A 23,688-nucleotide genomic window follows, 5' to 3' on the forward strand; every position below is an offset into this window, starting at 1 on the left:
CCATAATAATCCCCTATAGTAGTAGCAAATTAATAGATAAAAAATACTCATATTAAATCGCACTATGCTTTTCGGATTAAGCTACTGTTGCAGTAACGAATGATATACTTCGAAAATCTTAAAGCCATATCAATCCTCTGCTCATCAGAAGTGAAAAATTCGCTCCCCACACCTTTTCGAACATTTATTGCCTCTTTAATTATCTGATGCCATTCCCCTGGTAAATGCAGCAATCCATACTCACCAGCACCAAGTTTGGATATAATGCTATGTTCCTTTAAGGTGTAATATTGACGCAACAAGCCGAGAACGGACCACTCAATTTCAAAATCAATCACTTCAGAAGGTAGTTGAAGTAACTGCTCAATTGAACCCTCAATACTTTGAATCCGTTTGGCCCGATTCGTATTCATATTGTCACTTACATAGGTTATCAGATCCTGTGAGTCAACTTCAATTCTAAGCTCTCTCGGTTCTGGACCTATCATGTTAATTCCATGCTTTTTCAATATCCACCAAGTAATGGAGTTGAAATACGCACCATAACTCAATTTACCATCGTTATAGTAAGGAATAATGGTATCGGCAGCTTGTAGGTTACCAATACCCCCCCACATAATATAGATTCCATCCATTTCCGGTTTTTGATAGTTGCTGGTTATTATACTATGGACTTCAGCTAATACTTCCACTTCCTCCCCTGACAAACGGCGATTTGTAATTGCAATAAAATCAATATCACTTGAATCATTTACGTAGGCATTCAGAGCAATTGATCCTTGGATATAAAATCCTTCGAGTGTATTTGGTAAAAGTTCGTTAAATAATGCTATATAATCGTTTAGAACGGTTTGTACAACAACAGGTATTTCCCCCATCAGGCTCTCCCCCATATATAAAATGAATGTAACTATACTTCATACAATAGCGGCAGCTAGTACGGCGATTCTTATTTACTATGTTTATAATGAAAATCATCTCCATTTTTCGTCACACCAAAAACTTCATTTTCTATTGAATATAAAATCGCTGCGTTGCCTGTAGTTTCTATACGATAAAAGAACGTTTACGGGTTACTACTTTACTATTATTAGTTAGACGAGCAGTATGAAAGAAAGTTCAAATTACTACCAAAGCTGATTTTATACTAGAAAAGCGCCAAATCCCTATTTTTCTCAAAACTTAAATCCTTTCAATTTCTAACTTTACATACATACACATAGAGGTTTAAACGTTAGTCTATTAAACTTCACCATAGAGTAGAAAGACTAATGTGATTTTTCTCTTTAACTTCATAATCACCTTATCAATTGATTCGCTAATTGAACAAAAGAGATTTAAATCTGTTTAAGACGGCTGAACTGTCTTAACATCTCGTCTTTGTTATACTAGTCGTGTTAATCATTTAGGAGGTATGTAAACATGGCAAAGTTATTTGAACCATTTAAATTACGTGACGTTGAATTTAAAAACCGTATCGTTATGTCGCCGATGTGCATGTATTCGAGCCATAACGAAGATGGAATGATTGAGGATTGGCATAAGACGCATTACACCACACGCGCTGTCGGTCAAGTTGGTCTTATCATTGTTGAAGCAACAGCAGTTCAACCTGAGGGACGTATTTCTGCGCAAGATCTAGGTATTTGGAGTGACAATCATATTAAAGGTTTGGGAGAAACAGTCCGTCTCATGCAGCAATACGGTACGAAAGTAGGAATCCAGCTTGCACATGCTGGACGTAAAGCGACAGTTGACGGCGATATTTATGCTCCATCTGCAATTGCCTACAATGAAAAATATAAAACACCTGTCGAAATGACCGTGGACGATATTAAAACGACCATACAAGCATTCAAAGATGGCGCTTTACGCGCGAAAAAAGCTGGATTTGATGTTATCGAACTTCATGGTGCACATGGCTATCTCATTAATGAGTTCCTGTCACCCCTTTCCAATAAGCGTACAGATGAATATGGTGGATCGCTAGAAAACCGTTATCGCTTCTTGAAAGAAATTATTGATGAAGTACGTGCCGTTTGGGATGGCCCACTTATTGTTCGTATTTCTGCACATGATTATAGTGATGGTGGCATGACACCCGAAATATACGTGAAAATGGCGAAGTGGATGAAATTGCAAGGAGTGGATCTGATTGATGTCAGCTCTGGGGCGCTCGTACCAGCAGCGATTGATGTATTCCCTGGTTACCAAGTGAAGTTCTCTGAAACAATCAAAGAAGGTGCCGAAATATCAACAGGCGCGGTTGGTCTAATCACGACAGGAATCCAAGCAGAAGAAATATTGAAAAATGGACGAGCTGATTTGATCTTACTTGCCCGTGAATTATTACGGGATCCGTACTGGGCTTATACCGCGGCAAAAGAATTGGGCGAGGAAATTAAAGCACCAAAGCAATATGAGCGCGGTTGGAAATTTTAACTAGTGAATAACCGAAAACCCGTGAAGGATCTTTAGACACAACAAAAAGATGGAAGAGCCAATTATGGCCATTCCATCTTTTTTTCCTGAAATTCCACTTACGAAAAACTGTGTTTTAGTGAGTGTAGTAATACATGTGAAATGTTTCATACTTCATTGTGGAGAAATCAAAACATGATATGTTTCGGTTTCTTCCAAAAAAGAGCGATAATAGTGCCGATCAATAGGACAATCGCTGCAAAGTAGTAAGGATAGTTCAAGTTTATGTCAAATAGCACACCCCCGATTATCGGACCGAAAATATTACCTAGACTTGTGAAAGTAGAATTCATACCACCGACAAAGCCTTGTTCGTTACCCGCTATTTTTGATAAATAAGAAGTAACCGCTGGGCGTATTAAATCAAAGCCGACAAATAGAACGAATGTTGTTAGTAGAATGGAGAAATATGAACTGACATACGTCATTAATAACACAAGTATTGTTGAAATTGCTAAACTATAGCGAATTACATTGATTTCACCCATGTTTTTTACTAACCGATCAAACAATAAGACCTGCGCAACAGCCCCGACAATCCCACTTCCTGTAATGACGATAGCGATGTCTTTTGGCGTGAAGCCAAATTTGTGGTCGACGAATAGGCTGAATAACGATTCGAAGGCTGCGAGGCCAAAGGACAAGACAAAGATTATTATAAATGCTATAAGATACATCGGTATGAAAATGCGGCTTAACCCAGTCTTTTGCTCTGGCGTCGGTACTTCTTCATCTGCACGTTCAGGCTCTTTCAATAGAGCGATTGAAAGAATAGCTGCAAATACCCCTAATACACCTGCCGAATAGAAAGGAACCCGCGTGCCGATTTCGGCTAAAAAACCGCCTATCCCGGGTCCAATGATAAAGCCTGTACTTATGGCAGCTGACATATAACCGAGTGCTTTTGATCTGTTTGTACTTGTTGTAATATCTGCAATGAAGGCTGTCACCGCAGGCATGATGAACGCCGCACTGATTCCACCAAGCATGCGTGAAATGAAGAGGACTTCGATTGATTTTCCCATTCCGAATAAAAACTCCGAAAAGCCAAATATGAATAAGCCCACCACAATCATAATTTTTCGACCGTATTTATCAACCCATCGACCTGAGATTGGCGAGAAGATAAGCTGCGTAATCGCAAATGCCGCAACCATGTAGCCCACAACTGAACCGCTGATTTCCAGCTCATTCATTATCGTCGGTAATACTGGAATAACGAGTCCAATACCTAAAAAGGCAATAAATAAGTTCATTAATAGAATAGCTAATACGCCTTTTTTGTTTTTCATATAGTAAACTCCTCTAACTCTCGACTAGGTGAATTGCGTCGAAATATAAACAATACTGACTCTCTCACGAGTATAACATCATTCATATTATAATTAATATGATTTCTTAAGTCTATTGAAATTGCTCTGCTAAAACATTTAACAGAAATCTAAAGGGACGAAATAGCCCGACTGAACCCTGCATATATTTCATTTTTCTATCCATTACGAATTAGTTTCATCAGGATTCTAATTTCACTCTCTAAAAACTTCCCCATCTCTCCACTCGAATCGAGAAAAGTCCTCAGCGATATATAGGTTTGGGAATATTGCCGTACCTTGTTTAAGCAGCTGTGCCACATCGCTTGCCATAAATCGCGCACTAATATGATTGGCGATAAGTGTTTTTGCTCTCGCTTCTTTTGCTGTAATAGCGGCATCACCAATCGTCGAATGACCATATTCTGTTGCCAAGTTTCCAGTCCCATTATCGAAAGTAGCTTCGTGAATTAAAATATCCGTATCCTGCGCTAGTTCAACGGCAGCGGCGCAATAGCTGGTATCTCCGAGAATGGCAACCGTAAATCCTTTTTGGGGGTCGCCAGTGACTTCTGAACTAGAAACGATTCGTCCATCATCCAATGTCACATCTTCTCCATCTTTTAGCTGCTTCAACTGCGGACCATTTGGAACTCCCGCTTCTTTCGCTTTTTCAATTAGTAATTTTCCTGGAAGTGGTTTTTGCTCAATTCTGTAACCAAAGCACGGAATAATATGTTGTAAGTTCTTTGTAGTAATACGATAGTTAGCATCTTCAAATACCAGACCCTCACTAACTTCATGGATGTGCAACTCGTAATTTAAATGGGTATTTGTAACGCGCAACGTTGTCTTGAGCCATTCGTTAAGTCCAGGTGGCCCATATATATCAAGTTTTTCCTTACCTCCAAGAAACGAACGGGAGCCAATTAAACCGGGCAACCCAAATATATGATCACCGTGTAAATGCGTAATGAATATTTTGCTGATTTTTCTTGGTTTCAGAGAAGTATGTAAAATCTGATGCTGTGTCGCTTCCCCACAGTCAAAGAGCCAATAACCTTCTCCTTCAGCGGATAAATTCAATATGACTGCTGATGTATTACGCATTTTTGAAGGCATACCCGCGCCTGTTCCTAGAAATTGCAGTTCCATAATATATGTCCTCCTTTCATTTAAAGCCCCGTTTTACAGTTCCAGGACCAAACTTTTGTTCCAATTGTGATAATAATGTATCCATTGTCTCTTCTTTCGCATGTTTTTCATAGTTATAAATCGATAGTTGCTCATGCAGTTCATTCATTAGAATTACGTTTGTAACAGTAATTCCAAGAAGACGAACCGGCTCCCCGTCCCAATGTTTTATAAACAAATCAGTCGCCTCTTTGAAAATGTCCTGTTCTTTATAAAGAGGATTGAGGACAGTCCGGCTCCGTGTTTGATTATGCCAGTCGGCTGTACGAATTTGAATCATAACTACCGTCCCAGCAAGTTGCCGATTGTCGAGGCGGACTGCAACTTTTTCCGCCAGCCATTTGAAAACTTTTAAGCATTCGTCCAAGTCTGTTTCATCCACAGGCAATGTAGTTGAACTGCCTACACTTTTTCGTTCTTCAGCTGCTTCTGGGTCTACAGGCCGCTCATCAATACCATTTGCACGATTGTGAAGACGGATTCCTTGCTTACCAAGGGAAGACTTGACAGTGAGTTCATCGATTTTCGCGAGATCGCCAATCGTATAAATACCTAGAGTATTCAATTTCTTCTCTGTACTCTCCCCAATTCCATGCATGTCAATAACGGGTAGAGGCCATAGAATCGATTCAATTTGTCGTTTCCTTAAAATCGTAACACCCATCGGCTTTTTCATATCCGATGCTGTCTTTGCTAAGAACTTATTCGGTGCAATACCAATTGAACAGGGTAGATCGAGCTCTTGTAAAATACGCTGTTGCATGGACATAGCAATATTTACGGCATCAGTCAAACCACCGATTGCTGTAATGTCAATATACGCCTCATCTATTGACACCGGTTCGACAAGGTCCGTATACGTTCTGAGCAATTCAAAAACCGCAGAAGAAGCGGTTCGATATTTTTCAAAGTCAGGTGGAATTATTACGAGATCCGGGCAAAGCCTTTTCGCCTCACCGACAGTCATTGTCGTGTAAACACCGAACGCTCTCGCTTCGTAAGAGCACGTCACGAGAATGCCTCTCCTTGCTTTCGGATTACCAGCGACAGCGAGTGGTATTCCTATCAACGAAGGGTCGTGCGCTTGTTCGACGGATGCGAAAAAACTATTCATATCAAGATGAAGAATAACTTTTGCCCGTGATGCACCAACCGTTGTCACGACACTTCCCCTCCTTTACTTTTAGTGTAATTATAATGCAAAAACCGGACAGAAGACACTGTCCGGTTTGCATACTACTCTTCTAGTGCCAATTGCGCTTCTACATAGTCACTGATTTCATCCATACCAGCCAGAGTTTTGGATAGAATCTCCGGATTGACAACAGTAATCATCCGGTTCTCCAAATTTGCAACTGACGTGAAGTAAGGTGTTCGTGAATAAGCCATGAGAGCCGAAGATGTCAAAGCACTTCCAGGGATATCAAGAATTTCTTTTGCATCCAGAACGAGTAACCCCATGAATAAACTGCCGGTCTGAACGACGACGACGCGGGCGTCCTCTCGTCCTTGTGCACTTTTTCCATATAAAATTTGTTCGAAGTCCAGAATCGGAACAAGTTCCCCTCGAATCCGCATAAGGCCCAGCATAAAGTTGGGTAGGTGAGGAATCGGATTCACATGCTCAAGTCGCTCGATAGACACGACCGCCTCAATGGAAATCGCATATTCTTCATTACCGCATTGAACGATGACCGCTTTCAAGTCACTCATGTGGTAAGCCCCCTCTATTATGCAGTCGCTGTTACACGTACGATTTCAAGCAAAAGTTCTGTCAGTTTGTTCAATTCATCAACTGGCATGCGTTCATTTTTTGTATGAATTTCTTCATAACCGACGGATAATGTGACTGTGGGAATACCTGCACCGTTGAATACATTACCGTCACTTCCACCACCGCTTGTCATTAGTTCCGGTGTCAATCCAATATTCTGAATGGCTGTTATCGCTGTTTGCACGACTTGTGCGTCTTCTTCAAAACTGAAGCCAGGATACATGAGTACAACTTCCGTTTCAGCTTTTCCGCCCATCAGCTCAGCAGTTTGTTCAAACGTCCGCACCATATGCTCCGTTTGTTCATTCAGCTTGTCTGGATTGATGGACCTTGCTTCTGCTAAAATATGAACTTCATCACAGACGATATTCGTTGCTTGCCCGCCTTCGAAGCGTCCAATATTAGCTGTCGTTTCCGAATCAATTCGACCAAGTGACATTGCAGCGATCGATTTGGCCGCAATGTTAATAGCCGAGACGCCTTTTTCAGGAGCAACGCCAGCATGTGCCGTTTTTCCATGGATTGTTGTCCGTAATTTTGCCTGGTATGGTGCAGCAGTTACAATGCCGCCCACTTTTTGATCGCTGTCAACAGCGTAGCCAAACTTAGCTTTAATTACTGACATGTCCAACTCTTTCGCACCAACAAGGCCGCTTTCTTCACCAGCTGTAATAACAAACTGAATATCGCCATGTGGCTGACCACTTTCTTTTAATGTACGCGCCATTTCAAAAAGTGCAGCAATCCCCGCTTTATCATCCGCGCCAAGAATTGTTGTACCATCCGAATAAATATATCCGTCCTCGCGTAATTCAGGTTTAATTCCCTGACCTGGTACAACGGTGTCCATATGACAAGTGAAATAAATCGGTTCAATTCCTTCAGCTGTCCGATTCATTGTCGCAATTAGATTACCTGCTCCATGTCCAGTACGATCGTCAGAATCATCCTCTTCAACGTCGAATCCAAGTTCCAGCATTTTATTTGTTAATACATCTGCAATTTGACGTTCGTCTTTTGTTTCCGAATCTATTTGAACTAATTCCAAAAATTCGTCTAATAGTCTTTGTTTATTCATCCAAAACATCTCCCTATAGCGGTATATTACCATGTTTCTTGTACGGTCTAGTTTCTTGTTTGTTGCGCATCATGTCGAGTGCTTGTAATAGTTTAATGCGGGTTTCACGCGGATCAATAACGTCATCGACCATACCGTGGGATGCTGCAACGTACGGATTTGAGAACTTCTCACGATACTCTTCAATCTTCTCTGCACGCATCGCTTCGGGATCGTCGCTGTTAGCGATTTCTCTTGCGAAGATGATATTTGCCGCCCCTTGTGCGCCCATAACTGCAATTTCAGCGTTTGGCCATGCATAGACTAGATCTGCTCCAATTGACTTTGAATTCAATGCAACATAAGCTCCGCCAAATGCTTTACGCAGAATAACTGTGATTTTTGGAACTGTTGCTTCTGAATAGGCGTACAGTATTTTGGCACCGTGTCGAATTATACCACCATGCTCTTGTTTGATGCCCGGGAAGAAACCCGTAACGTCTTCAAACGTAATGAGTGGAATATTGAATGAGTCACAGAAGCGTATGAAACGGGCAATCTTATCGGATGAATCAATATCCAGCCCGCCAGCCATCACTTTAGGCTGATTACAAACAAGGCCAACAGGTTCTCCTTTCATGCGAGCCAAACCGACGACAGCATTTCTTGCGAATTCTGCTTGAACTTCCATAAAGGAATCTGCATCAACGACTTGTTCAACGACCCTTCGTACGTCATATGGCCTGATTGTTTCATACGGCACAACATCTGCTAAATCTGCACGGTAATCATCTACTTCATCATACTCCGCAACTGGTGGTTTTTCATTATTATTTTGTGGTAAATAGGCAAGTAATTTTCTAACGCTCTCAAGTACCGTCTTCTCATCTTTACCACGGAAATGCGCATTACCGCTAATCGTATTATGTACCTTAGAACCACCCAAATCTTCAGATGAAATTTTTTCACCCGTAACCGTTTCAATTACTTTCGGTCCCGTAATGAACATCTGACTTGTTTCGTCCGTCATGAAAACAAAGTCCGTAATGGCAGGCGAATAAACAGCACCCCCTGCACAAGGTCCAAGAATCACAGAAATTTGCGGTATAACACCTGAATATATAGCGTTACGGTAGAATATTTCTCCGTAACCGTCAAGTGAGACGACACCTTCTTGAATACGCGCTCCGCCTGAATCATTCAAGCCAATGAATGGTGCACCATTCTTTGCAGCGAGGTCCATCACATTAGCAATTTTCATCGCATGCATTTCACCTAGTGCCCCACCAAAAACAGTGAAATCCTGTGAAAATAAATAAATGGGTCTACCGTTAATTTTACCGTAGCCCGTGACAACGCCGTCCCCAGGTCCCACTTGCTTGTCCATTCCAAAATCCCGTGTACGGTGTACAACAAAAGGATTCAATTCAACAAATGAACCTGGATCCAGAAGCAAATCAATTCGTTCCCTGGCAGTCAATTTCCCTTTTTCATGTTGTTTAGCAATTCGTTCGTCTCCGCCACCTAGTTCAATTACCCTTTTTTTATCATATAACTCATTTATTTTATCATAAATATCCATCTTTTCAGTCCCCTTTACCGCTTTTATCGCATAGTTCATACAAAACTCCGAACGATGATTTAGGATGAAGGAATGCCACTTCTGCTCCACCGGCACCAGGTTTGGGTGCTTCTTGCAGTAATTGGACACCTTTTTCTCGCAGCTCGGCCATTCTAGTTCGTATATCTGTAACCCCAAATGCAATATGATGGACCCCTTCACCGCGTTTTTCGATGAATTTAGCAATTGGCCCGTCTTCCCCGAGTGGTTCGAGTAATTCAAGTTTGATATTTCCAGCATCTATAAATGCGACACGAACTTTCTGACTTGTGACTTCTTCGATAGCCAATAGTGAAAGTCCGAGCGTATGTATATAATAGTCAATAGATGCCTCAATACTCTTCACAGCGATTCCAACATGATCTACTTTTTGCATAATGATTCCCCCTTCTCCTATTGTACATTTTACCTCATTAAATGAACAGATGTTGTGGAATTCAGTATTTCTGTTAAAATAGAAGTATAAAGCTTAAGGAGTTTTGTCTGATGTCTAATCGTAAAGTACAGAAAGTCGTTGTCTTAGTGATGGTTGGAGCAATGGTCGCTTCCACTCTCGCATTTGGTTTAAGCATGATTATGTAATAACAAAACAGTCCGCATGTGCAGCTAGCACGTACGGACTGTTTTTTTGTTTGCAAATTTAAAAACATATACTGTTAATGACTTTTACTATAGCGGTTTCACGTTAAGACGTGCTACTCTCTATTTTTACAGTTCTTCGCAGTATTCTTCGAACTGGCTTTGCAGGTTTGCCACGACAGACATTGGATCATGTCCTTCAATTTCATAACGACCAACCTCAGCCACCATTTTTCCATCTTTCATTAAAACGAATGACGGTGAAGAGGGCAAGTGATCATCTCCGAAAAGCATGCGTGCTTGAGCAGTCGCTTCTTTGTCTTGTCCTGCAAACACAGTTACTAAGTGATCCGGACGTTTGTCATAATGCACTGAATGTGCAGCCGCTGGACGTGCGATACCGCCTGCACAACCACAAACTGAGTTCACCATAACAAGTGTCGTACCGGGACGTTTAAAAGCATCTTCAACAAGCTCAGGTGTTGTCAATTGCTCATATCCGCTCGCTTCCATCTCAGAACGTGCTGTTTTAAGGATATCATTCATATAAAGATCAAAATTCATATTCATGTATAATCAAACCCCTTTCTATTTTCTTCTATATCATAGCAGGTGAAAACGGTTCCTGCAAAAAGTCTAGCTTTCGAACAACTTTTCAACAGCGACCGATACTGTAAGACTTCCGCCAAGCAATGCTTTCTCAAGTTCAGCGACTTCCTCTTTTTTACCGGGCTGAGCAAAAAAAGTATCGATAAGACGGTCTTTAATCATGGAACGGAACCAGTCTTTCGTTTGTCCCTGCCTACGCCCATCCCAAAATCCAGCTTCATCCATTGTATCTTTAAATAAATTTATCGTCTTCCATACTTCTTCAAGTCCTGTATTTACAGTTGAGGAAACAGGCAATGCCGTAGATGTCCAGCCTGGTGAAGCCGGTTGAAGAAAATGTAGGATTTGACGGTATTCTCGTACGGTCTTTTTCGCCAGCCTCAGATTGTCTCCGTCCGCTTTATGTACGACAACACCATCTGCCAACTCCATAATCCCTTTTTTCATCCCTTGCAATTCATCTCCCGCCCCCGTAAGTACGAGCAACATGAAATAATCGACCATTCCGCGAACGACCGTTTCACTCTGGCCAACACCAACTGTTTCAATCAAGATAACCTCATAGCCGGCCGCTTCACAAAGGAGCATCGTTTCACGCGATTTTTTGTGTACGCCGCCCAGTGTCCCAGCTGTTGGAGAAGGCCGAATGAAAGCATTTGGATGCCTAGCGAGTTCTTCCATACGTGTTTTATCACCCAAAATACTGCCGCCTGTTACAGTGGAACTTGGATCGATCGCAAGTACCGCAACTTTATACCCCTGATTCGCAAGCATCAGTCCGAATGCTTCGATAAATGTACTTTTCCCTGCACCCGGAACACCTGTGATTCCAATTCTTATGCTGTTACCCGTTTTCGGTAGCAGGTCTAACAGAAGTTGCTGCCCCGCCACTTTATCATCCCAAGTTATACTTTCAAGAAGTGTAATTCCTTTTGCTAAATGAAGCCGAGAACCATTTGATATCCTTTCCGATAACTCATCGATCGGAATAACGCGCTCTTTCTTTACAAATCGCTTTCGCGCCGTTGCTGCCATGCCGTCATGTGAGGATGTAATTCCGTCCATCACATTTAGAGCGCTGTCATCAAGTAACCGGTTTTTGTCTTTCAATCCGCCACTTCCTCGTAGCCAAGCCTGCGATAGATTTCTTCAATTACTTTCTGCGCAGCAACTGGAATGACTGTGCCCGGACCGAAAATTGCGGCTGCTCCATTTTCACGTAAGAATGCATAATCTTGTGCGGGAATAACGCCACCGACAACAATCAGAATATCCTCCCGTCCAATTTTAGCGAGTTCCTCACGAAGTGTGGGTACAAGTGTTTTATGCCCGGCAGCAAGCGAGCTCACCCCAATAACATGCACATCATTTTCAGCGGCTTGCAATGCAGTCTCTTCTGGTGTTTGGAAAAGAGGTCCAATGTCAACATCAAAACCAAGGTCCGCGAAGGAAGAAGCGATTACTTTCGCACCTCGATCATGACCGTCTTGTCCCATTTTCGCGATAAGGATACGCGGACGACGACCTTCGTTTTCCAGAAAATCCTCAGCCATCATTTTCACTTCTTCGATTTCCTCAGTATTCGAGAAGTTCGAACTGTATACACCACTCACGGAACGAATCACCGCCTTATGTCTGCCCGATACTATTTCAATCGCGTCTGAAATTTCACCGATAGTCGCACGTGCACGTGCCGCTTTAACCGCACAATCAAGAAGATTGCCGTTACCGCTACGTGCGATTTCTGTCAACTCATTGAGATAATTAGTAACTTCTTCATTGTCGCGAGCTTCTTTCATCAAGTTAATACGATCAATTTGCTTTTGGCGAACGAGCGTATTATCAATGTCCAAAATATCGATAGGATCTTCTGTCTCTAGACGGTACTTATTCACCCCGATAATTGACTCTGCACGTGAATCGATTTGCGCCTGACGTTTTGCTGCTGCTTCTTCGATTTTCATCTTCGGAAGACCAGTTTCAATCGCTTTCGCCATTCCGCCTAGCTCCTCAATTTCTTCAATTAGTTCCCATGCTTTGTCCATCAACTCGTCTGTCAGTTTTTCAACATAATACGAGCCGCCCCATGGATCGATTACTTTTGTCATCATCGTCTCTTCTTGCAGGAACAATTGCGTATTTCGCGCAATACGAGCAGAGAAATCCGTCGGCAAAGCAATTGCTTCGTCTAGCGCATTTGTATGAAGTGATTGGGTATGTCCCATCGCAGCAGCATTCGCCTCAATCAATGTGCGAGTTATATTATTGAACGGATCCTGTTCAGTCAAGCTCCAACCAGACGTCTGAGAGTGCGTGCGTAGAGCAAGCGATTTCGGGTTTTCCGGTTCAAACGTCTGCATCATTTGTGCCCACATTTTACGTGCAGCACGCATTTTTGCAACTTCCATGTAATAATTCATGCCGACTGCCCAAAAAAACGACAACCTCGGTGCGAATGAATCAATATCAATGCCCGCTTTCAAACCTGTACGAACATATTCAAGCCCATCCGCAAGCGTATAGGCAAGCTCGATATCGGCCGTTGCACCAGCTTCCTGCATATGATAGCCCGAAATTGATATTGAGTTGAATTTCGGCATATTGTTAGATGTATATTCAAAAATATCTGCAATGATTTTCATTGACATATCAGGAGGGAAAATATATGTATTCCTTACCATATATTCTTTCAAAATGTCATTTTGGATTGTACCAGCAAGTTTGTCAGCCGACACACCTTGTTCTTCAGCTGCTACGATGTAAAATGCCATAATTGGCAGCACTGCGCCATTCATCGTCATCGATACGGACATCTGATCCAACGGAATGCCGTCAAATAAGATTTTCATATCCTCTACCGAATCAATAGCAACTCCTGCTTTTCCGACATCTCCCGTAACGCGCGAGTGATCGGAGTCGTAGCCGCGGTGAGTCGCAAGGTCGAACGCTACAGATAACCCTTTCTGACCCATTGCCAGATTTCGACGATAAAATGCATTGCTTTCCTCAGCAGTCGAAAATCCGGCGTATTGGCGAACTGTCCATGGTCTTGAAACGAACATCGTCGGGTAGGGACCTCTGGTATTTGGCGCGATACCAGGTAAATCAGTTAAATGGTTAAGGTTTTCGGTATCTTTATCTGTATAGAGCGTTTTGACATCGATTCCTTCGTTTGTTCTGAAAACCTTTCCTGCCCGAGCTGTTATTTCAATCGAATTACTCGAAGTATGCTGCAAATCTACTTTGTTGAAATCAGGCTTGTTCATTAATCGCGCCTCCTTTCAATTTGTCGTTGATGGCTATTAGTTTTTCCACTTTATCTTGACCTGCGAAAACAAAACCATTTAAACCTGCATTCATCCACTTCTCGGCAAGAGCAGCATCATACTTTCCTGCTGCATCTAACACAAGATGTTGTGGACTTCCTGCCAGTAATTGGTCCATTACAGTTTCAGTGAGAATAGATGTTGCACAGACGACTGCATAGGCTGGTTTTTCATGCTTAAGCCATTCAATTGCTTGTTGTGCATTATCAAATGCAGGACTCCACTTAGTGCGCATTCCACCTGTTGCTAAAAACCCGCTGACAAAATCCGCACGCGGTTTGAAATCTTTCAAGTTACCAAACGTCAACAATGCAATGTTTGTTTCATCCTCATTTTGCTCGGCAGCTAGCTTCTCGAAAGGCTCTGCAAGACGTCCTTCAAGTTGGATTCCCTCCCAATCAGTGAAGTTTGTATCTGTTAATTCCGCGTAAACATTCGTCCCGATCAACGACTTTTTCCCGTTTGCCACTTCAGCTCTACGCTCTTCAAGTAACATTTCAAGTCGTCCACTAGTGATAAATGCATCATAACCGCCTACAGACTCCATTTCCAAAAAGAGCGCCCAAGATTTATCAACAAGTTCTGAAGTCAACGTTTCAATAAAATAGGATCCACCTGATGGATCAATCACTTTATCGACATGCGTTTCTTCTTTTATAACCAGTTGTATATTACGTGCCAAGCGAACAGAACTGCTCGTCGGTCCAGTAATTATATTATGTGGATGAACCGTGATGACGTCAGCACCGCCAAGTACAGCAGCAAACGCTTCATTCCCAGCACGCAATACGTTCACATACGGATCTAGTTTTGAATAGGAACGTAAGGATGTTGTCGCGATAACCGGGACATACGGTGCTTCCTGGACGTTATAAGCGGAACAAATTGCTTTCCAAAGAATACGGAATGCACGAAACTTTGCAATTTCCATGAAGAAATGAGTGTCAACTGCAAAGCGAACAAAGAAGTCCTCAGCAAAAGAACTAAAGTTATCCACTTTTGAAGCCTGTTCCGCAATAGATGATAGTACTAATGCAAGTTCAGTTATTGTATCAGCACCTTTGTGATGTACCGCCCACATATCTGCTCCACTGGTCAAAACATTTGTAAAATCTACTGGAGTGCTCCAGTTCTTTACCACAATCGCTCCTTTAACTGATGTCCGATCCGTTTTCGGTACAAGTGAAAAGACATTCAAAAACATGTCATTCTGATTGGTATTTGTGATGAAAACTGGATATTCCACCATGAGTTTTGCAATTTCAATAAGAGAAGAGTCATCCCATTGTAGTGGACTTGTACCATCATAAACAATCGCTTCATTACCTCGTTTAATAGACTCTTTCAGATCAGCAACGAACTGTTTGCCATCCTTTGCATATTGCTGCTGCGCAACTACCCAGCCTGTATCTATTTTTGGAGCACGATTTGAGCGTGTATGTTCCGAAAGGTTTTCTAGTGTATAAAGTGGCTGCAGGTCGATACCTTCAATTGTTTTTGTAATAAGTGATTCAAAAGGCTTGCCTTTCATTGATTGAATAGAGACATTTTTCCATTGTTCAAACCCAGTTTCTTTAAATGTTGTTTTTTTCATGGTATGTATTGTCATATTGGACGCTTGCGCTTCCCCCCTTTAAATTGCTACTATTCCCTAGTTTAACCGATAATGCCCATTGTTGAAAGTTAAAATAAACCCCGGCTCCGTGATTTATACGGTCCGGGGTTTATAGATTTGATCAATAAACAGATGTATTTTCAGCAGTTACATTTTCAAGAATCTCTTTTACACGAGCAAGGAATCGGCCGCAAACAAGACCATCCAGAACACGGTGATCGAGTGATAGACATAAGTTAACCATATCACGTACACCAATCATGCCGCCATCCATGACTACTGGACGTTTAACGATTGATTCGACTTGTAGGATAGCTGCTTGCGGGTGGTTGATGATTCCCATTGACTGAACAGAACCGAATGAACCGGTATTGTTAACTGTGAATGTTCCACCTTGCATCTCAGATGATTTCAATTTACCTGAACGTACTTTTCCCGCAAGTTCTTGAATATCACGCCCAATGCCTTTGATTGATTTCTCATCCGCGTTGTTGATGACGGGCACATAAAGAGAATCTTCCGTCGCCACTGCGATGGAAATATTAATATCTTTTTTTTGAATGATTTTGTCGCCTGCCCACATTGAATTCATCATCGGGAATTCTTTCAATGCTTGTGATACTGCTTTGACGAAGAATGCGAAATATGTCAAGTTGAAGCCTTCTTTTTTCTTGAAATCATTTTTCAATGAATCTCGGTATTGGACGAGGCTCGTCACATCGACCTCAATCATCATCCAAGCGTGTGGTGCTTCATGTTTCGAACGCAACATATTGTTTGCGATCGCACGGCGTACGCCTGTAACAGGGATTTCGATGTCTCCTACTGCAACAGGAACATTGACTGGCTCAGCTTCTATTGGTGCAGTTGTCGTCTGTGTAGAGGGTGAAGAAGCAATTTCTTCCACAACAGGTGCTGCAGAAACTGCTGGTGCTGTCGGGATAGTGCCACTTTCGATAATTGCGAGCAAGTCTTTACGCGTGATGCGGCCGTCTTTTCCTGAACCTTCCACAAGTGACAAGTCGATACCATTATCTTGAGAAAGACGGAGTACTGCTGGAGAATAACGTCCTGCTGCTGCCCCTTTATCCCGATTCAAAGATGAAGTTGGTTTTTGGGAACCCACTGCTGGCATTTCGTTCGCAGGTTCCGCTTTAGCTGGAACAGCCTCTATTGCAACTTCGGCAGTATTTCCGCCTTCCGTTTCAATTGTACAAACGAGGGCTCCAACCGCAAGTGTTTCACCTTCTTGTGCGATTAATTCTTTAATGACACCAGTGAATGAAGAAGGTACTTCTGCTGTTACTTTGTCTGTATTTACTTCTGCGAGTGAATCGTATTTGTTTACTGTATCACCCGGTTTTACCAACCATTTCTCGATTGTGCCTTCTGTCACACTTTCACCGAGTTGTGGCATTAGTATATTTTCAATAGCCAATTGAGTTACCTCCTTCCCAATTAAAATTCAGCAAGCTCACGCGCTGCCTTTTCTACTTTGTCTGGATTGACCATGAAGAATTTCTCCATTGTCGGTGCATAAGGCATTGCCGGAATATCAGGTCCAGCAAGTCGTTTAATCGGCGCATCAAGCTCAAATAGGCAGTTTTCAGCAATGATTGCTGCAACTTCTCCCATAATGCTTCCCTCTTTGTTGTCTTCTGTAACTAAAAGGACTTTACCTGTTTTTGAAGCTGCTTCAATAATTCCTTCTTGGTCGAGCGGATAAACTGTACGAAGATCAAGAATATGTGTCGAAATCCCATCTTCCGCCAGACGTTCCGCTGCTTGTAAAGCAAAGTGAACACATAATCCGTAGGTGATGATAGTGATATCATCACCTTCACGTTTTACATCTGCTTTTCCGATTGGCAATACATAATCATCTGTTGGTACTTCGCCTTTAATCAAACGATAAGCACGTTTATGTTCAAAGAACAATACCGGATCTTCATCACGGATTGCTGCTTTCAAAAGTCCTTTTGCATCATATGGTGTTGAAGGAATAACAATTTTCAATCCAGGTGTACTTGCGAACATCGACTCAACAGATTGCGAGTGATAAAGTGCTCCATGGATTCCTCCTCCAAATGGTGCACGAATCACAATCGGACACGACCAGTCGTTGTTTGAACGGTAACGAATTTTTGCCGCTTCCGAAACAATCTGGTTAACTGCAGGCATGATGAAATCAGCAAATTGCATTTCTGCTATTGGGCGTAAGCCGTACATTGCTGCACCGATTCCGACACCTGCAATCGCAGATTCCGCAAGCGGTGTATCAAGTGCACGGTACTCTCCGAATTGATCGTACAGACCAGCCGTCGCTTTAAAAACGCCGCCTTTACGCCCAACATCTTCACCGAGAACGAAAACGCGATCATCACGTTCCATTTCTTCTTTCATTGCAAGTGTAATTGCATCGATATAAGACATAACAGCCATTATTCGTTCCCCCCAACTTCAGCATACACATGGAGTAGCGCAGATTCAGGTTCAGCGTACGCAGCGTTTTCCGCATAATCGGTTGCTTCGTTCACTTCTTTCATAATGCGTTCTTCCATTTCCTTTTCAAGTACATCAGTGAGTATGCCAGCTTCTTTCAAATAAACTGCAAACATTGGAATCGGATCAAGTTTCTTTTCATTTGCGAGCTCTTCAGCATCACGGTATTGGCGTTGATCATCATCTGAAGAGTGAGCAGTTAAACGATAACAGATTGTCTCCACAAGACTTGGACCTTCTCCCCGACGTGCACGATCTGCTGCTTCTTTAACAACTTTGTACACTTCAAGCGGATCGGTTCCGTCAACCGTAATACCAGGCATTCCGTAACCGATTGCACGGTCAGAAACATTTTCACAAGCAAGCTGTTTTTCAACTGGAACGGAAATTGCATATTTATTGTTTTCAACCATGATCACTGTTGGAAGTTTATGAACACCTGCAAAGTTCATGCCTTCATGGAAATCTCCTTGATTGGATGAACCTTCTCCAAGTGTAACAAACGTGATGAAATCTTCTTTTTTCATCTTCGCAGCTAGTGCTACGCCGACTGCATGTGGCAATTGTGTCGTAACAGGAGATGACCCTGTCAATATACGATTTTTGCGCTGACCGAAGTGACCAGGCATTTGACGGCCACCAGAATTCGGGTCTTCCGCTTTTGCGAATGCAGACAGCATTAAATCTTTCGGAGTCATTCCAAAATGTAAGACAACTCCCATATCACGGTAGTATGGTGCAATCCAATCTATTTCATTATTAAGTGCGAAAGCTGCCCCTACTTGTGCTGCTTCCTGTCCTTGACACGAAATAACGAATGGAATTTTCCCTGCACGATTGAGAAGCCACATACGTTCATCAATCCGACGGGCCATTAGCATCGTTTCAAAAATTTGCATTACTTCATCATTCGATAAACCAAGTTCTTCATGACGCGATTTCACCATTTCTAAAATCCCCCTTTTACATATGGATTGCTTTTCCGTCAACAGCTAAAGCTGCTTCGCCCATTACTTCAGAAAGTGATGGGTGCGGATGAATCGTACTTGCCACTTCCCATGGGGTCGCATCAAGGACCATTGCAAGTCCAGCTTCAGATATTAAATCGGTAACGTGTGCTCCAATCATATGGACACCTAGGATATCGTCCGTCTTTTTATCTGCAATAATTTTAACGAAGCCATCAGAATTACCATTAACAAGTGCTTTTCCGATCGCCATGAATGGGAACTTCCCAACTTTAACATCGAAGCCTTGTTCTTTCGCCTGTTTTTCCGTTATGCCGACGCTTGATGCTTCAGGACTGGAGTAAATACAGCGCGATATTTTTGTATAATCAATCGCTTCGTTTTTCAAACCTGCGATATGTTCGACAGCCGCTATCCCTTCATGAGAAGCGACATGTGCTAACTGAAGTCCACCGATAACGTCCCCGATGGCATATATATGATGTTCTTTCGTCTGGAAAGTCGGTCTAGTCTTAATAAAACCATTTACAATTTCAATTTCCGTATTATCAAGACCTATTCCTTCAACATTCGCTTGGCGTCCCACAGAAACAAGCATTTTTTCAGCTGTGAATGAAGTTGTTTCTCCCTTCATCTCTGCTGAAATCGTAACGGACTCTTTTGCTTTAACGAGTGTTTCAGGAAGCACTTTGGCACTTGTTGCAAATGTAATTCCTTTTTTCGTCAATAACTTTTTCATTTCTTTCGAAATATCATCGTCTTCAGTCGGAATAATTCTGTCTGCATACTCGAGGACAGTGACTTGAACACCGAAATCATTTAGCATAGAAGCCCATTCGATACCGATAACTCCGCCACCGACAATGATGATTGATTTCGGAAGTGCCTCCATAGCAAGTGCACCGTCCGAAGACATAACCTGAGTTTCATCGATTTCTAAACCTTGTAAGGTACGTGGTCTTGAACCCGTTGCAATGATTAAGTTTTTTAGAATTAGCATTTCATTTTCGTCACCATTGTTCATTTCGACCGAAATCGTACCGGGCATTGGTGAGAAGATTGATGGACCAAGCATTCTACCAAGTCCGTCAAATACATCAATTTTCCCTTTCTTCATCAATGCCGTCACACCACCATGTAACTGCTTGACGATATCATCTTTCCGTGCTTGTACGCGACCGAAATCGAGTGATACGTCTGTTACATTAACGCCGAAATCAGCCGTGTGGTTTTTAGCTGTATTGAAAACTTCTGCACTTTTTAATAATGCTTTACTTGGAATGCAACCTTTGTGCAGACATGTACCGCCGAGTTTTCCTTTTTCAACAAGTGCTGTTTTGAGCCCTAGTTGAGCGGCGCGAATAGCGGCGACGTAGCCACCTGTTCCGCCTCCCAATATAACTACATCATATTCTCTAGCCATTGTAGATGGCCTCCCTCTCAACGCCCCGTCAAGACGGGTAAATTTTAGCTGTCTCTTCACCGGTTAATACACGTAATGCGCCCTCAGCAAGTGCTTGTAGTTCATCTTCCCCGGCGTAAATAACTATATCTGAAATCCAGTCGATTCTCTTAGTAATATCCTTAACAAATCCTTTGCCATAAGCAAGTCCCCCCGTAAGGATGATTGCATCGACTTTGCCATGAAGGACAGTAGCAGCACTTCCAATTTCCTTAGCGACTTGATATGCCATCGCTCCGTAAACTAGTTTTGCTTTTTCATCGCCGTCTTCGATTTGTTTTTCCACACGAACAGCATCATTCGTCCCGAGATAGCCAACGAGACCACCTTGCCCTACAATTTTCTTCATCATTTCATGGCGGAAATACTCCCCCGAATAACATAATTCGACGAGATCACCCGCAGGAACTGTTCCCGCTCGTTCTGGGCTGAATGGTCCATCTCCATGCAATCCATTGTTCACATCAACCACTTTGCCGAACTCGTGCACACCGACTGTAATGCCACCGCCCATATGTGCCACGATTAAGCGGAGAGAACCGTACTCTTTACCGACCTGTTTTGCATAGCGCCTTGCAACCGCCTTTTGGTTTAACGCATGGAATATGGATTTTCGATTTATTTTCGAAAATCCAGAAATTCGCGCAATCGGTTCAAGTTCATCAACAACAACGGGGTCAACTATAAATGCAGGAATGTTTAGCCCGGATGCGATTTCACTAGCGATGATGCCACCAAGATTCGATGCATGCTGCCCGGAAAACCCTTTTTTCAAATCAACTAGCATTGCTTTATTAACCGAATAAGTGCCACCTTCGATCGGGCGTAAAAGACCGCCACGACCGCAAATAGCAGATAGTTTTGAAATGCTAATTCCTTCTTTTCGTAAAGATTCAAGTATGGCTGCTTTTCGAAAATCATATTGAGCAATGATGGAAGGATACTGTGCAATTTCTTCAGGAGAATGACTTATCGAACTCTCCATCAGCTGTTTTCCGCCTTCAAAGACGCCTATTTTAGTTGATGTAGATCCTGGATTAATAACCAGTATTCGGTGTAAGTTCTCAATCACAAGTTGTCCTCCTTCCATATCGGCTCTCTTAATTATATTTCTGAAACTATTCAAAAACGAAGAATCCAGTTAGGATTACCGTTTTGATAGGACGTTTTTTTCATTTTGCAAGAAAGTACTTCTTGTATTGGCAACACGCGCGATACGCTCTTCCGCCATGCGGTCAGCAGCAACATACGTTGGAATATTATCGCGTTTTGAGATAGCGAAAATTTTCCCGATTACGTCGTAGATTCCCTCGACACGTTTTAATGCACGTTCACGGTTATAACCATCAAGCTCATCTGCAACGTTGATAACACCGCCTGAATTGATAACGTAGTCAGGTGCATAAACAATACCCAATTCGTGAATTAAGTCGCCATGACGCGGTTCTTTTAATTGATTGTTTGCAGATCCTGCAATAACTTTTACTTTCAATTGTGGAATCGTCTCATCATTAATGATTGCACCCAGTGCACACGGTGCGAATATGTCTGCTTCTTGAGAGTAGATTTCATTGATGCCAACTGCAGTTGCACCAAATGCATCAACTGCACGCTGAACGGCTTCTTCGTTGATATCCGTGATAATCAGTTTTGCGCCTTCTTCATGCAAGTACTCACAAAGTGCATATGCAACGTTACCTACACCTTGTACTGCTACTGTTTTACCAGCTAGTGAGTCGCTTCCAAATGCTTCTTTTGCTGCCGCTTTCATGCCATGGTAAATACCGAAAGCTGTGACAGGTGAAGGATTACCTGATGATCCTGATCCAGCAGAAGTACCTGTAACATAATCTGTTTCTAGATTGATCAAGTCCATATCCGCTTCAGTAGTTCCCACATCTTCTGCAGTGATATAACGACCGTTCAAACCTTCAATGTATCGACCGAAAGCACGGAACATTTCATCGTTTTTGTCTGTTTTTGGATTCCCTATGATAACAGTTTTTCCGCCGCCTAGATTCAAGCCCGCAGCTGCATTTTTATAAGTCATACCACGCGCAAGACGAAGCGCATCTTCAATCGCTTCTTCTTCACTTGCATATGTCCACATCCGTGTTCCACCAAGTGCCGGTCCAAGTGTCGTATCGTGTATAGCGATAATTGCTTTCAGTCCTGAAACTTTATCCTGACAAATAACGAGTTGCTCATAGTCTTGGTTTTCCATATATTTAAAAATTTCCATTGTAAATTCCTCCTAAAGGTATCGTTCAATTTTTATTTTATTTTGCGGAAAGGATTGCCAGTGCAAGTGAATACAATTTACTTTCAGCACTGTCTGCCCTTGATGTAAGGACTATCGGTGCTTTTGCTCCCTGGATAATTGCGCCTACTTTTGCATTCGCGAAATACATTAGCGATTTGTAAAGAATATTTCCTGCTTCGATAGTTGGAACGACGAGAATATCCGCCTTTCCTGCTGTAATGCCCGTAATTCCTTTATGCGCTGCAGCCTTCTCAGAAATTGCGTTATCAAGCGCAAGTGGCCCATCGACAATACAACCCGTGATTTGTCCACGTCTGTTCATAATGACCAGAGATGCTGCGTCCGTCGTCGGTATCATTGCCGGATTAACTGTTTCGATTGCGGCAAGTGGAGCAACGATAGGTTCCTGGACCCCGCATGCATGTGCAGTAGCGACGGCATTCCGGATAATTTGCGCTTTTGCTTCTAAGTCCGGTTCAATATTCATCGCTGCATCCGTAATAAATAGAAGTCGGTCAAAGCCGGGAACTTCAAAAGCTGCGACATGCGACAATATCTTACCTGTTCTAAGCCCGTATTCACTATTCAGTACAGCTTTAAGTATGGCGGATGTTGCCAAATTACCTTTCATCAAAACAGTCGCACTTCCACTTGAAACCGCTTTCACAGCAAGAGTTGCCGCGTGATTGCTGTCCTCAGCATGAATAATACTTACATTCGTATTATCTGACAACTGGGGAAAATAAGTTCGAATCATAGACTTAAGTGTTTTTTCGTCATCGAAAAGTACAAAAGATGCAAGTTCTCTTTCAAGAGCAGTACTTACCGCTTGTAGAACTTCCAAATCTGCAGCTGATGCAACCGCAACGATCGAATCATTCTTCAATTTTGCATTGACGATTAGTGAGTCGAGCGTAATCATGGTCA

At 42.4% G+C, this 23,688-nt stretch carries 21 protein-coding genes; 2 read left to right on the top strand and 19 right to left on the bottom strand.

All coding sequences use genetic code 11. The features are described from left to right. Positions 1 to 62: 62 nt before the first annotated feature. Positions 63 to 878 carry an aminoglycoside adenylyltransferase domain-containing protein gene (locus AC25Y5_RS06615; RefSeq protein ID WP_488139633.1) on the bottom strand — a complete coding sequence of 272 codons (816 nt, stop codon included), beginning with the start codon at positions 876 to 878 and terminating at the stop codon, positions 63 to 65. A gap of 544 nt (positions 879 to 1,422) precedes the next feature. Here AC25Y5_RS06615 and namA point away from each other — a divergent pair. Beyond that, complete coding sequence (gene namA / locus AC25Y5_RS06620; protein ID WP_488139634.1) at positions 1,423 to 2,442, top strand: NADPH dehydrogenase NamA; 1,020 nt, start codon at positions 1,423 to 1,425, stop codon at positions 2,440 to 2,442. A gap of 167 nt (positions 2,443 to 2,609) precedes the next feature. On the opposite strand, the gene norA is transcribed toward namA, so the two are convergent. The 7 genes from norA to mce form a co-directional block, all read right to left on the bottom strand. After that, complete coding sequence (norA, locus tag AC25Y5_RS06625; protein ID WP_488139635.1) at positions 2,610 to 3,773, bottom strand: multidrug efflux MFS transporter NorA; 1,164 nt, start codon at positions 3,771 to 3,773, stop codon at positions 2,610 to 2,612. 234 nt (positions 3,774 to 4,007) lie between these two features. Beyond that, positions 4,008 to 4,946 carry a ribonuclease Z gene (gene rnz, locus AC25Y5_RS06630; RefSeq protein ID WP_488139636.1) on the bottom strand — a complete coding sequence of 313 codons (939 nt, stop codon included), beginning with the start codon at positions 4,944 to 4,946 and terminating at the stop codon, positions 4,008 to 4,010. A 16-nt stretch (positions 4,947 to 4,962) separates the two neighbouring features. Beyond that, positions 4,963 to 6,147 carry a DNA polymerase IV gene (locus AC25Y5_RS06635; RefSeq protein WP_488139637.1) on the bottom strand — a complete coding sequence of 395 codons (1,185 nt, stop codon included), beginning with the start codon at positions 6,145 to 6,147 and terminating at the stop codon, positions 4,963 to 4,965. A gap of 74 nt (positions 6,148 to 6,221) precedes the next feature. Continuing rightward, positions 6,222 to 6,698 carry a chemotaxis protein CheW gene (locus AC25Y5_RS06640; protein WP_488139638.1) on the bottom strand — a complete coding sequence of 159 codons (477 nt, stop codon included), beginning with the start codon at positions 6,696 to 6,698 and terminating at the stop codon, positions 6,222 to 6,224. A 17-nt stretch (positions 6,699 to 6,715) separates the two neighbouring features. After that, entirely contained in the window at positions 6,716 to 7,837 is a 1,122-nt protein-coding gene (locus AC25Y5_RS06645) for a M20/M25/M40 family metallo-hydrolase (protein ID WP_488139639.1), read from the bottom strand. Positions 7,838 to 7,850: 13 nt separating this feature from the next. Then, positions 7,851 to 9,398 carry an acyl-CoA carboxylase subunit beta gene (locus AC25Y5_RS06650; protein ID WP_488139640.1) on the bottom strand — a complete coding sequence of 516 codons (1,548 nt, stop codon included), beginning with the start codon at positions 9,396 to 9,398 and terminating at the stop codon, positions 7,851 to 7,853. 4 nt (positions 9,399 to 9,402) lie between these two features. Beyond that, positions 9,403 to 9,813, bottom strand: a complete 411-nt coding sequence (gene mce, locus AC25Y5_RS06655; protein ID WP_488139641.1) for a methylmalonyl-CoA epimerase — start codon at positions 9,811 to 9,813, stop codon at positions 9,403 to 9,405. A gap of 110 nt (positions 9,814 to 9,923) precedes the next feature. On the opposite strand from mce, the gene prli42 reads away from it, so the two are divergent. Beyond that, positions 9,924 to 10,019 carry a stressosome-associated protein Prli42 gene (gene prli42 / locus AC25Y5_RS06660; protein WP_482102526.1) on the top strand — a complete coding sequence of 32 codons (96 nt, stop codon included), beginning with the start codon at positions 9,924 to 9,926 and terminating at the stop codon, positions 10,017 to 10,019. Between the two features lie 126 nt (positions 10,020 to 10,145). Here the strand turns inward: prli42 and AC25Y5_RS06665 are convergent, their stop codons facing one another. The 11 genes from AC25Y5_RS06665 to yqiS form a co-directional block, all read right to left on the bottom strand. Next, entirely contained in the window at positions 10,146 to 10,586 is a 441-nt protein-coding gene (locus tag AC25Y5_RS06665) for a BrxA/BrxB family bacilliredoxin (protein ID WP_482102525.1), read from the bottom strand. Positions 10,587 to 10,652: 66 nt separating this feature from the next. Next, the gene (meaB, locus tag AC25Y5_RS06670; RefSeq protein WP_488139825.1) at positions 10,653 to 11,690 is read right to left on the bottom strand and encodes a methylmalonyl Co-A mutase-associated GTPase MeaB; all 1,038 of its coding nucleotides are present in this window, start codon (positions 11,688 to 11,690) and stop codon (positions 10,653 to 10,655) included. 41 nt (positions 11,691 to 11,731) lie between these two features. After that, positions 11,732 to 13,891: a methylmalonyl-CoA mutase gene (gene scpA / locus AC25Y5_RS06675; protein WP_488139642.1), complete on the bottom strand. Its 2,160-nt coding sequence runs from the start codon at positions 13,889 to 13,891 to the stop codon at positions 11,732 to 11,734. Next, complete coding sequence (locus AC25Y5_RS06680; RefSeq protein ID WP_488139643.1) at positions 13,878 to 15,560, bottom strand: methylmalonyl-CoA mutase family protein; 1,683 nt, start codon at positions 15,558 to 15,560, stop codon at positions 13,878 to 13,880. The genes scpA and AC25Y5_RS06680 overlap by 14 nt, the downstream gene beginning before the upstream one ends. 127 nt (positions 15,561 to 15,687) lie before the next feature. Further along, positions 15,688 to 17,004, bottom strand: a complete 1,317-nt coding sequence (locus tag AC25Y5_RS06685) for a dihydrolipoamide acetyltransferase family protein (protein WP_488139644.1) — start codon at positions 17,002 to 17,004, stop codon at positions 15,688 to 15,690. A gap of 20 nt (positions 17,005 to 17,024) precedes the next feature. Beyond that, positions 17,025 to 18,008, bottom strand: coding sequence for an alpha-ketoacid dehydrogenase subunit beta (locus AC25Y5_RS06690; protein WP_482102521.1), 984 nt, complete (start codon positions 18,006 to 18,008; stop codon positions 17,025 to 17,027). Continuing rightward, positions 18,008 to 19,015 (bottom strand): thiamine pyrophosphate-dependent dehydrogenase E1 component subunit alpha, encoded by a 1,008-nt coding sequence (locus AC25Y5_RS06695; protein ID WP_482102520.1) that lies wholly within the window; start codon positions 19,013 to 19,015, stop codon positions 18,008 to 18,010. Before AC25Y5_RS06695 ends, AC25Y5_RS06690 begins: the two co-directional genes overlap by 1 nt. Before the next feature lie 16 nt (positions 19,016 to 19,031). Continuing rightward, positions 19,032 to 20,459: a dihydrolipoyl dehydrogenase gene (gene lpdA, locus AC25Y5_RS06700; protein WP_488139645.1), complete on the bottom strand. Its 1,428-nt coding sequence runs from the start codon at positions 20,457 to 20,459 to the stop codon at positions 19,032 to 19,034. A gap of 28 nt (positions 20,460 to 20,487) precedes the next feature. Further along, a complete protein-coding gene (buk, locus tag AC25Y5_RS06705; protein ID WP_488139646.1) occupies positions 20,488 to 21,588 on the bottom strand; it encodes a butyrate kinase in 1,101 nt (366 codons plus the stop codon). A gap of 57 nt (positions 21,589 to 21,645) precedes the next feature. Beyond that, entirely contained in the window at positions 21,646 to 22,740 is a 1,095-nt protein-coding gene (locus AC25Y5_RS06710) for a Leu/Phe/Val dehydrogenase (protein ID WP_488139647.1), read from the bottom strand. Between the two features lie 37 nt (positions 22,741 to 22,777). Continuing rightward, the gene (gene yqiS / locus AC25Y5_RS06715) at positions 22,778 to 23,680 is read right to left on the bottom strand and encodes a phosphate butyryltransferase (protein WP_488139826.1); all 903 of its coding nucleotides are present in this window, start codon (positions 23,678 to 23,680) and stop codon (positions 22,778 to 22,780) included. Positions 23,681 to 23,688 lie beyond the last annotated feature (8 nt).

This window comes from Sporosarcina sp. Y1011, from assembly GCF_057669885.1.

Bases quoted from the DNA above. Each gene is read 5' to 3' on its own strand.
- AC25Y5_RS06650 (WP_488139640.1), bottom strand. From the start codon at position 9,398: ATGGATATTTATGATAAAATAAATGAGTTATATGATAAAAAAAGGGTA.
- AC25Y5_RS06665 (WP_482102525.1), bottom strand. From the start codon at position 10,586: ATGAATATGAATTTTGATCTTTATATGAATGATATCCTTAAAACAGCA.
- lpdA (WP_488139645.1), bottom strand. From the start codon at position 20,459: ATGGCTAGAGAATATGATGTAGTTATATTGGGAGGCGGAACAGGTGGC.
- mce (WP_488139641.1), bottom strand. From the start codon at position 9,813: ATGCAAAAAGTAGATCATGTTGGAATCGCTGTGAAGAGTATTGAGGCA.
- AC25Y5_RS06645 (WP_488139639.1), bottom strand. From the start codon at position 7,837: ATGAATAAACAAAGACTATTAGACGAATTTTTGGAATTAGTTCAAATA.
- meaB (WP_488139825.1), bottom strand. From the start codon at position 11,690: ATGGACGGAATTACATCCTCACATGACGGCATGGCAGCAACGGCGCGA.
- buk (WP_488139646.1), bottom strand. From the start codon at position 21,588: ATGGAAGGAGGACAACTTGTGATTGAGAACTTACACCGAATACTGGTT.
- AC25Y5_RS06695 (WP_482102520.1), bottom strand. From the start codon at position 19,015: ATGGTGAAATCGCGTCATGAAGAACTTGGTTTATCGAATGATGAAGTA.
- norA (WP_488139635.1), bottom strand. From the start codon at position 3,773: ATGAAAAACAAAAAAGGCGTATTAGCTATTCTATTAATGAACTTATTT.
- namA (WP_488139634.1), top strand. From the start codon at position 1,423: ATGGCAAAGTTATTTGAACCATTTAAATTACGTGACGTTGAATTTAAA.
- rnz (WP_488139636.1), bottom strand. From the start codon at position 4,946: ATGGAACTGCAATTTCTAGGAACAGGCGCGGGTATGCCTTCAAAAATG.
- prli42 (WP_482102526.1), top strand. From the start codon at position 9,924: ATGTCTAATCGTAAAGTACAGAAAGTCGTTGTCTTAGTGATGGTTGGA.
- AC25Y5_RS06690 (WP_482102521.1), bottom strand. From the start codon at position 18,008: ATGGCTGTTATGTCTTATATCGATGCAATTACACTTGCAATGAAAGAA.
- AC25Y5_RS06640 (WP_488139638.1), bottom strand. From the start codon at position 6,698: ATGAGTGACTTGAAAGCGGTCATCGTTCAATGCGGTAATGAAGAATAT.
- AC25Y5_RS06710 (WP_488139647.1), bottom strand. From the start codon at position 22,740: ATGGAAATTTTTAAATATATGGAAAACCAAGACTATGAGCAACTCGTT.
- scpA (WP_488139642.1), bottom strand. From the start codon at position 13,891: ATGAACAAGCCTGATTTCAACAAAGTAGATTTGCAGCATACTTCGAGT.
- AC25Y5_RS06680 (WP_488139643.1), bottom strand. From the start codon at position 15,560: ATGACAATACATACCATGAAAAAAACAACATTTAAAGAAACTGGGTTT.
- AC25Y5_RS06615 (WP_488139633.1), bottom strand. From the start codon at position 878: ATGGGGGAAATACCTGTTGTTGTACAAACCGTTCTAAACGATTATATA.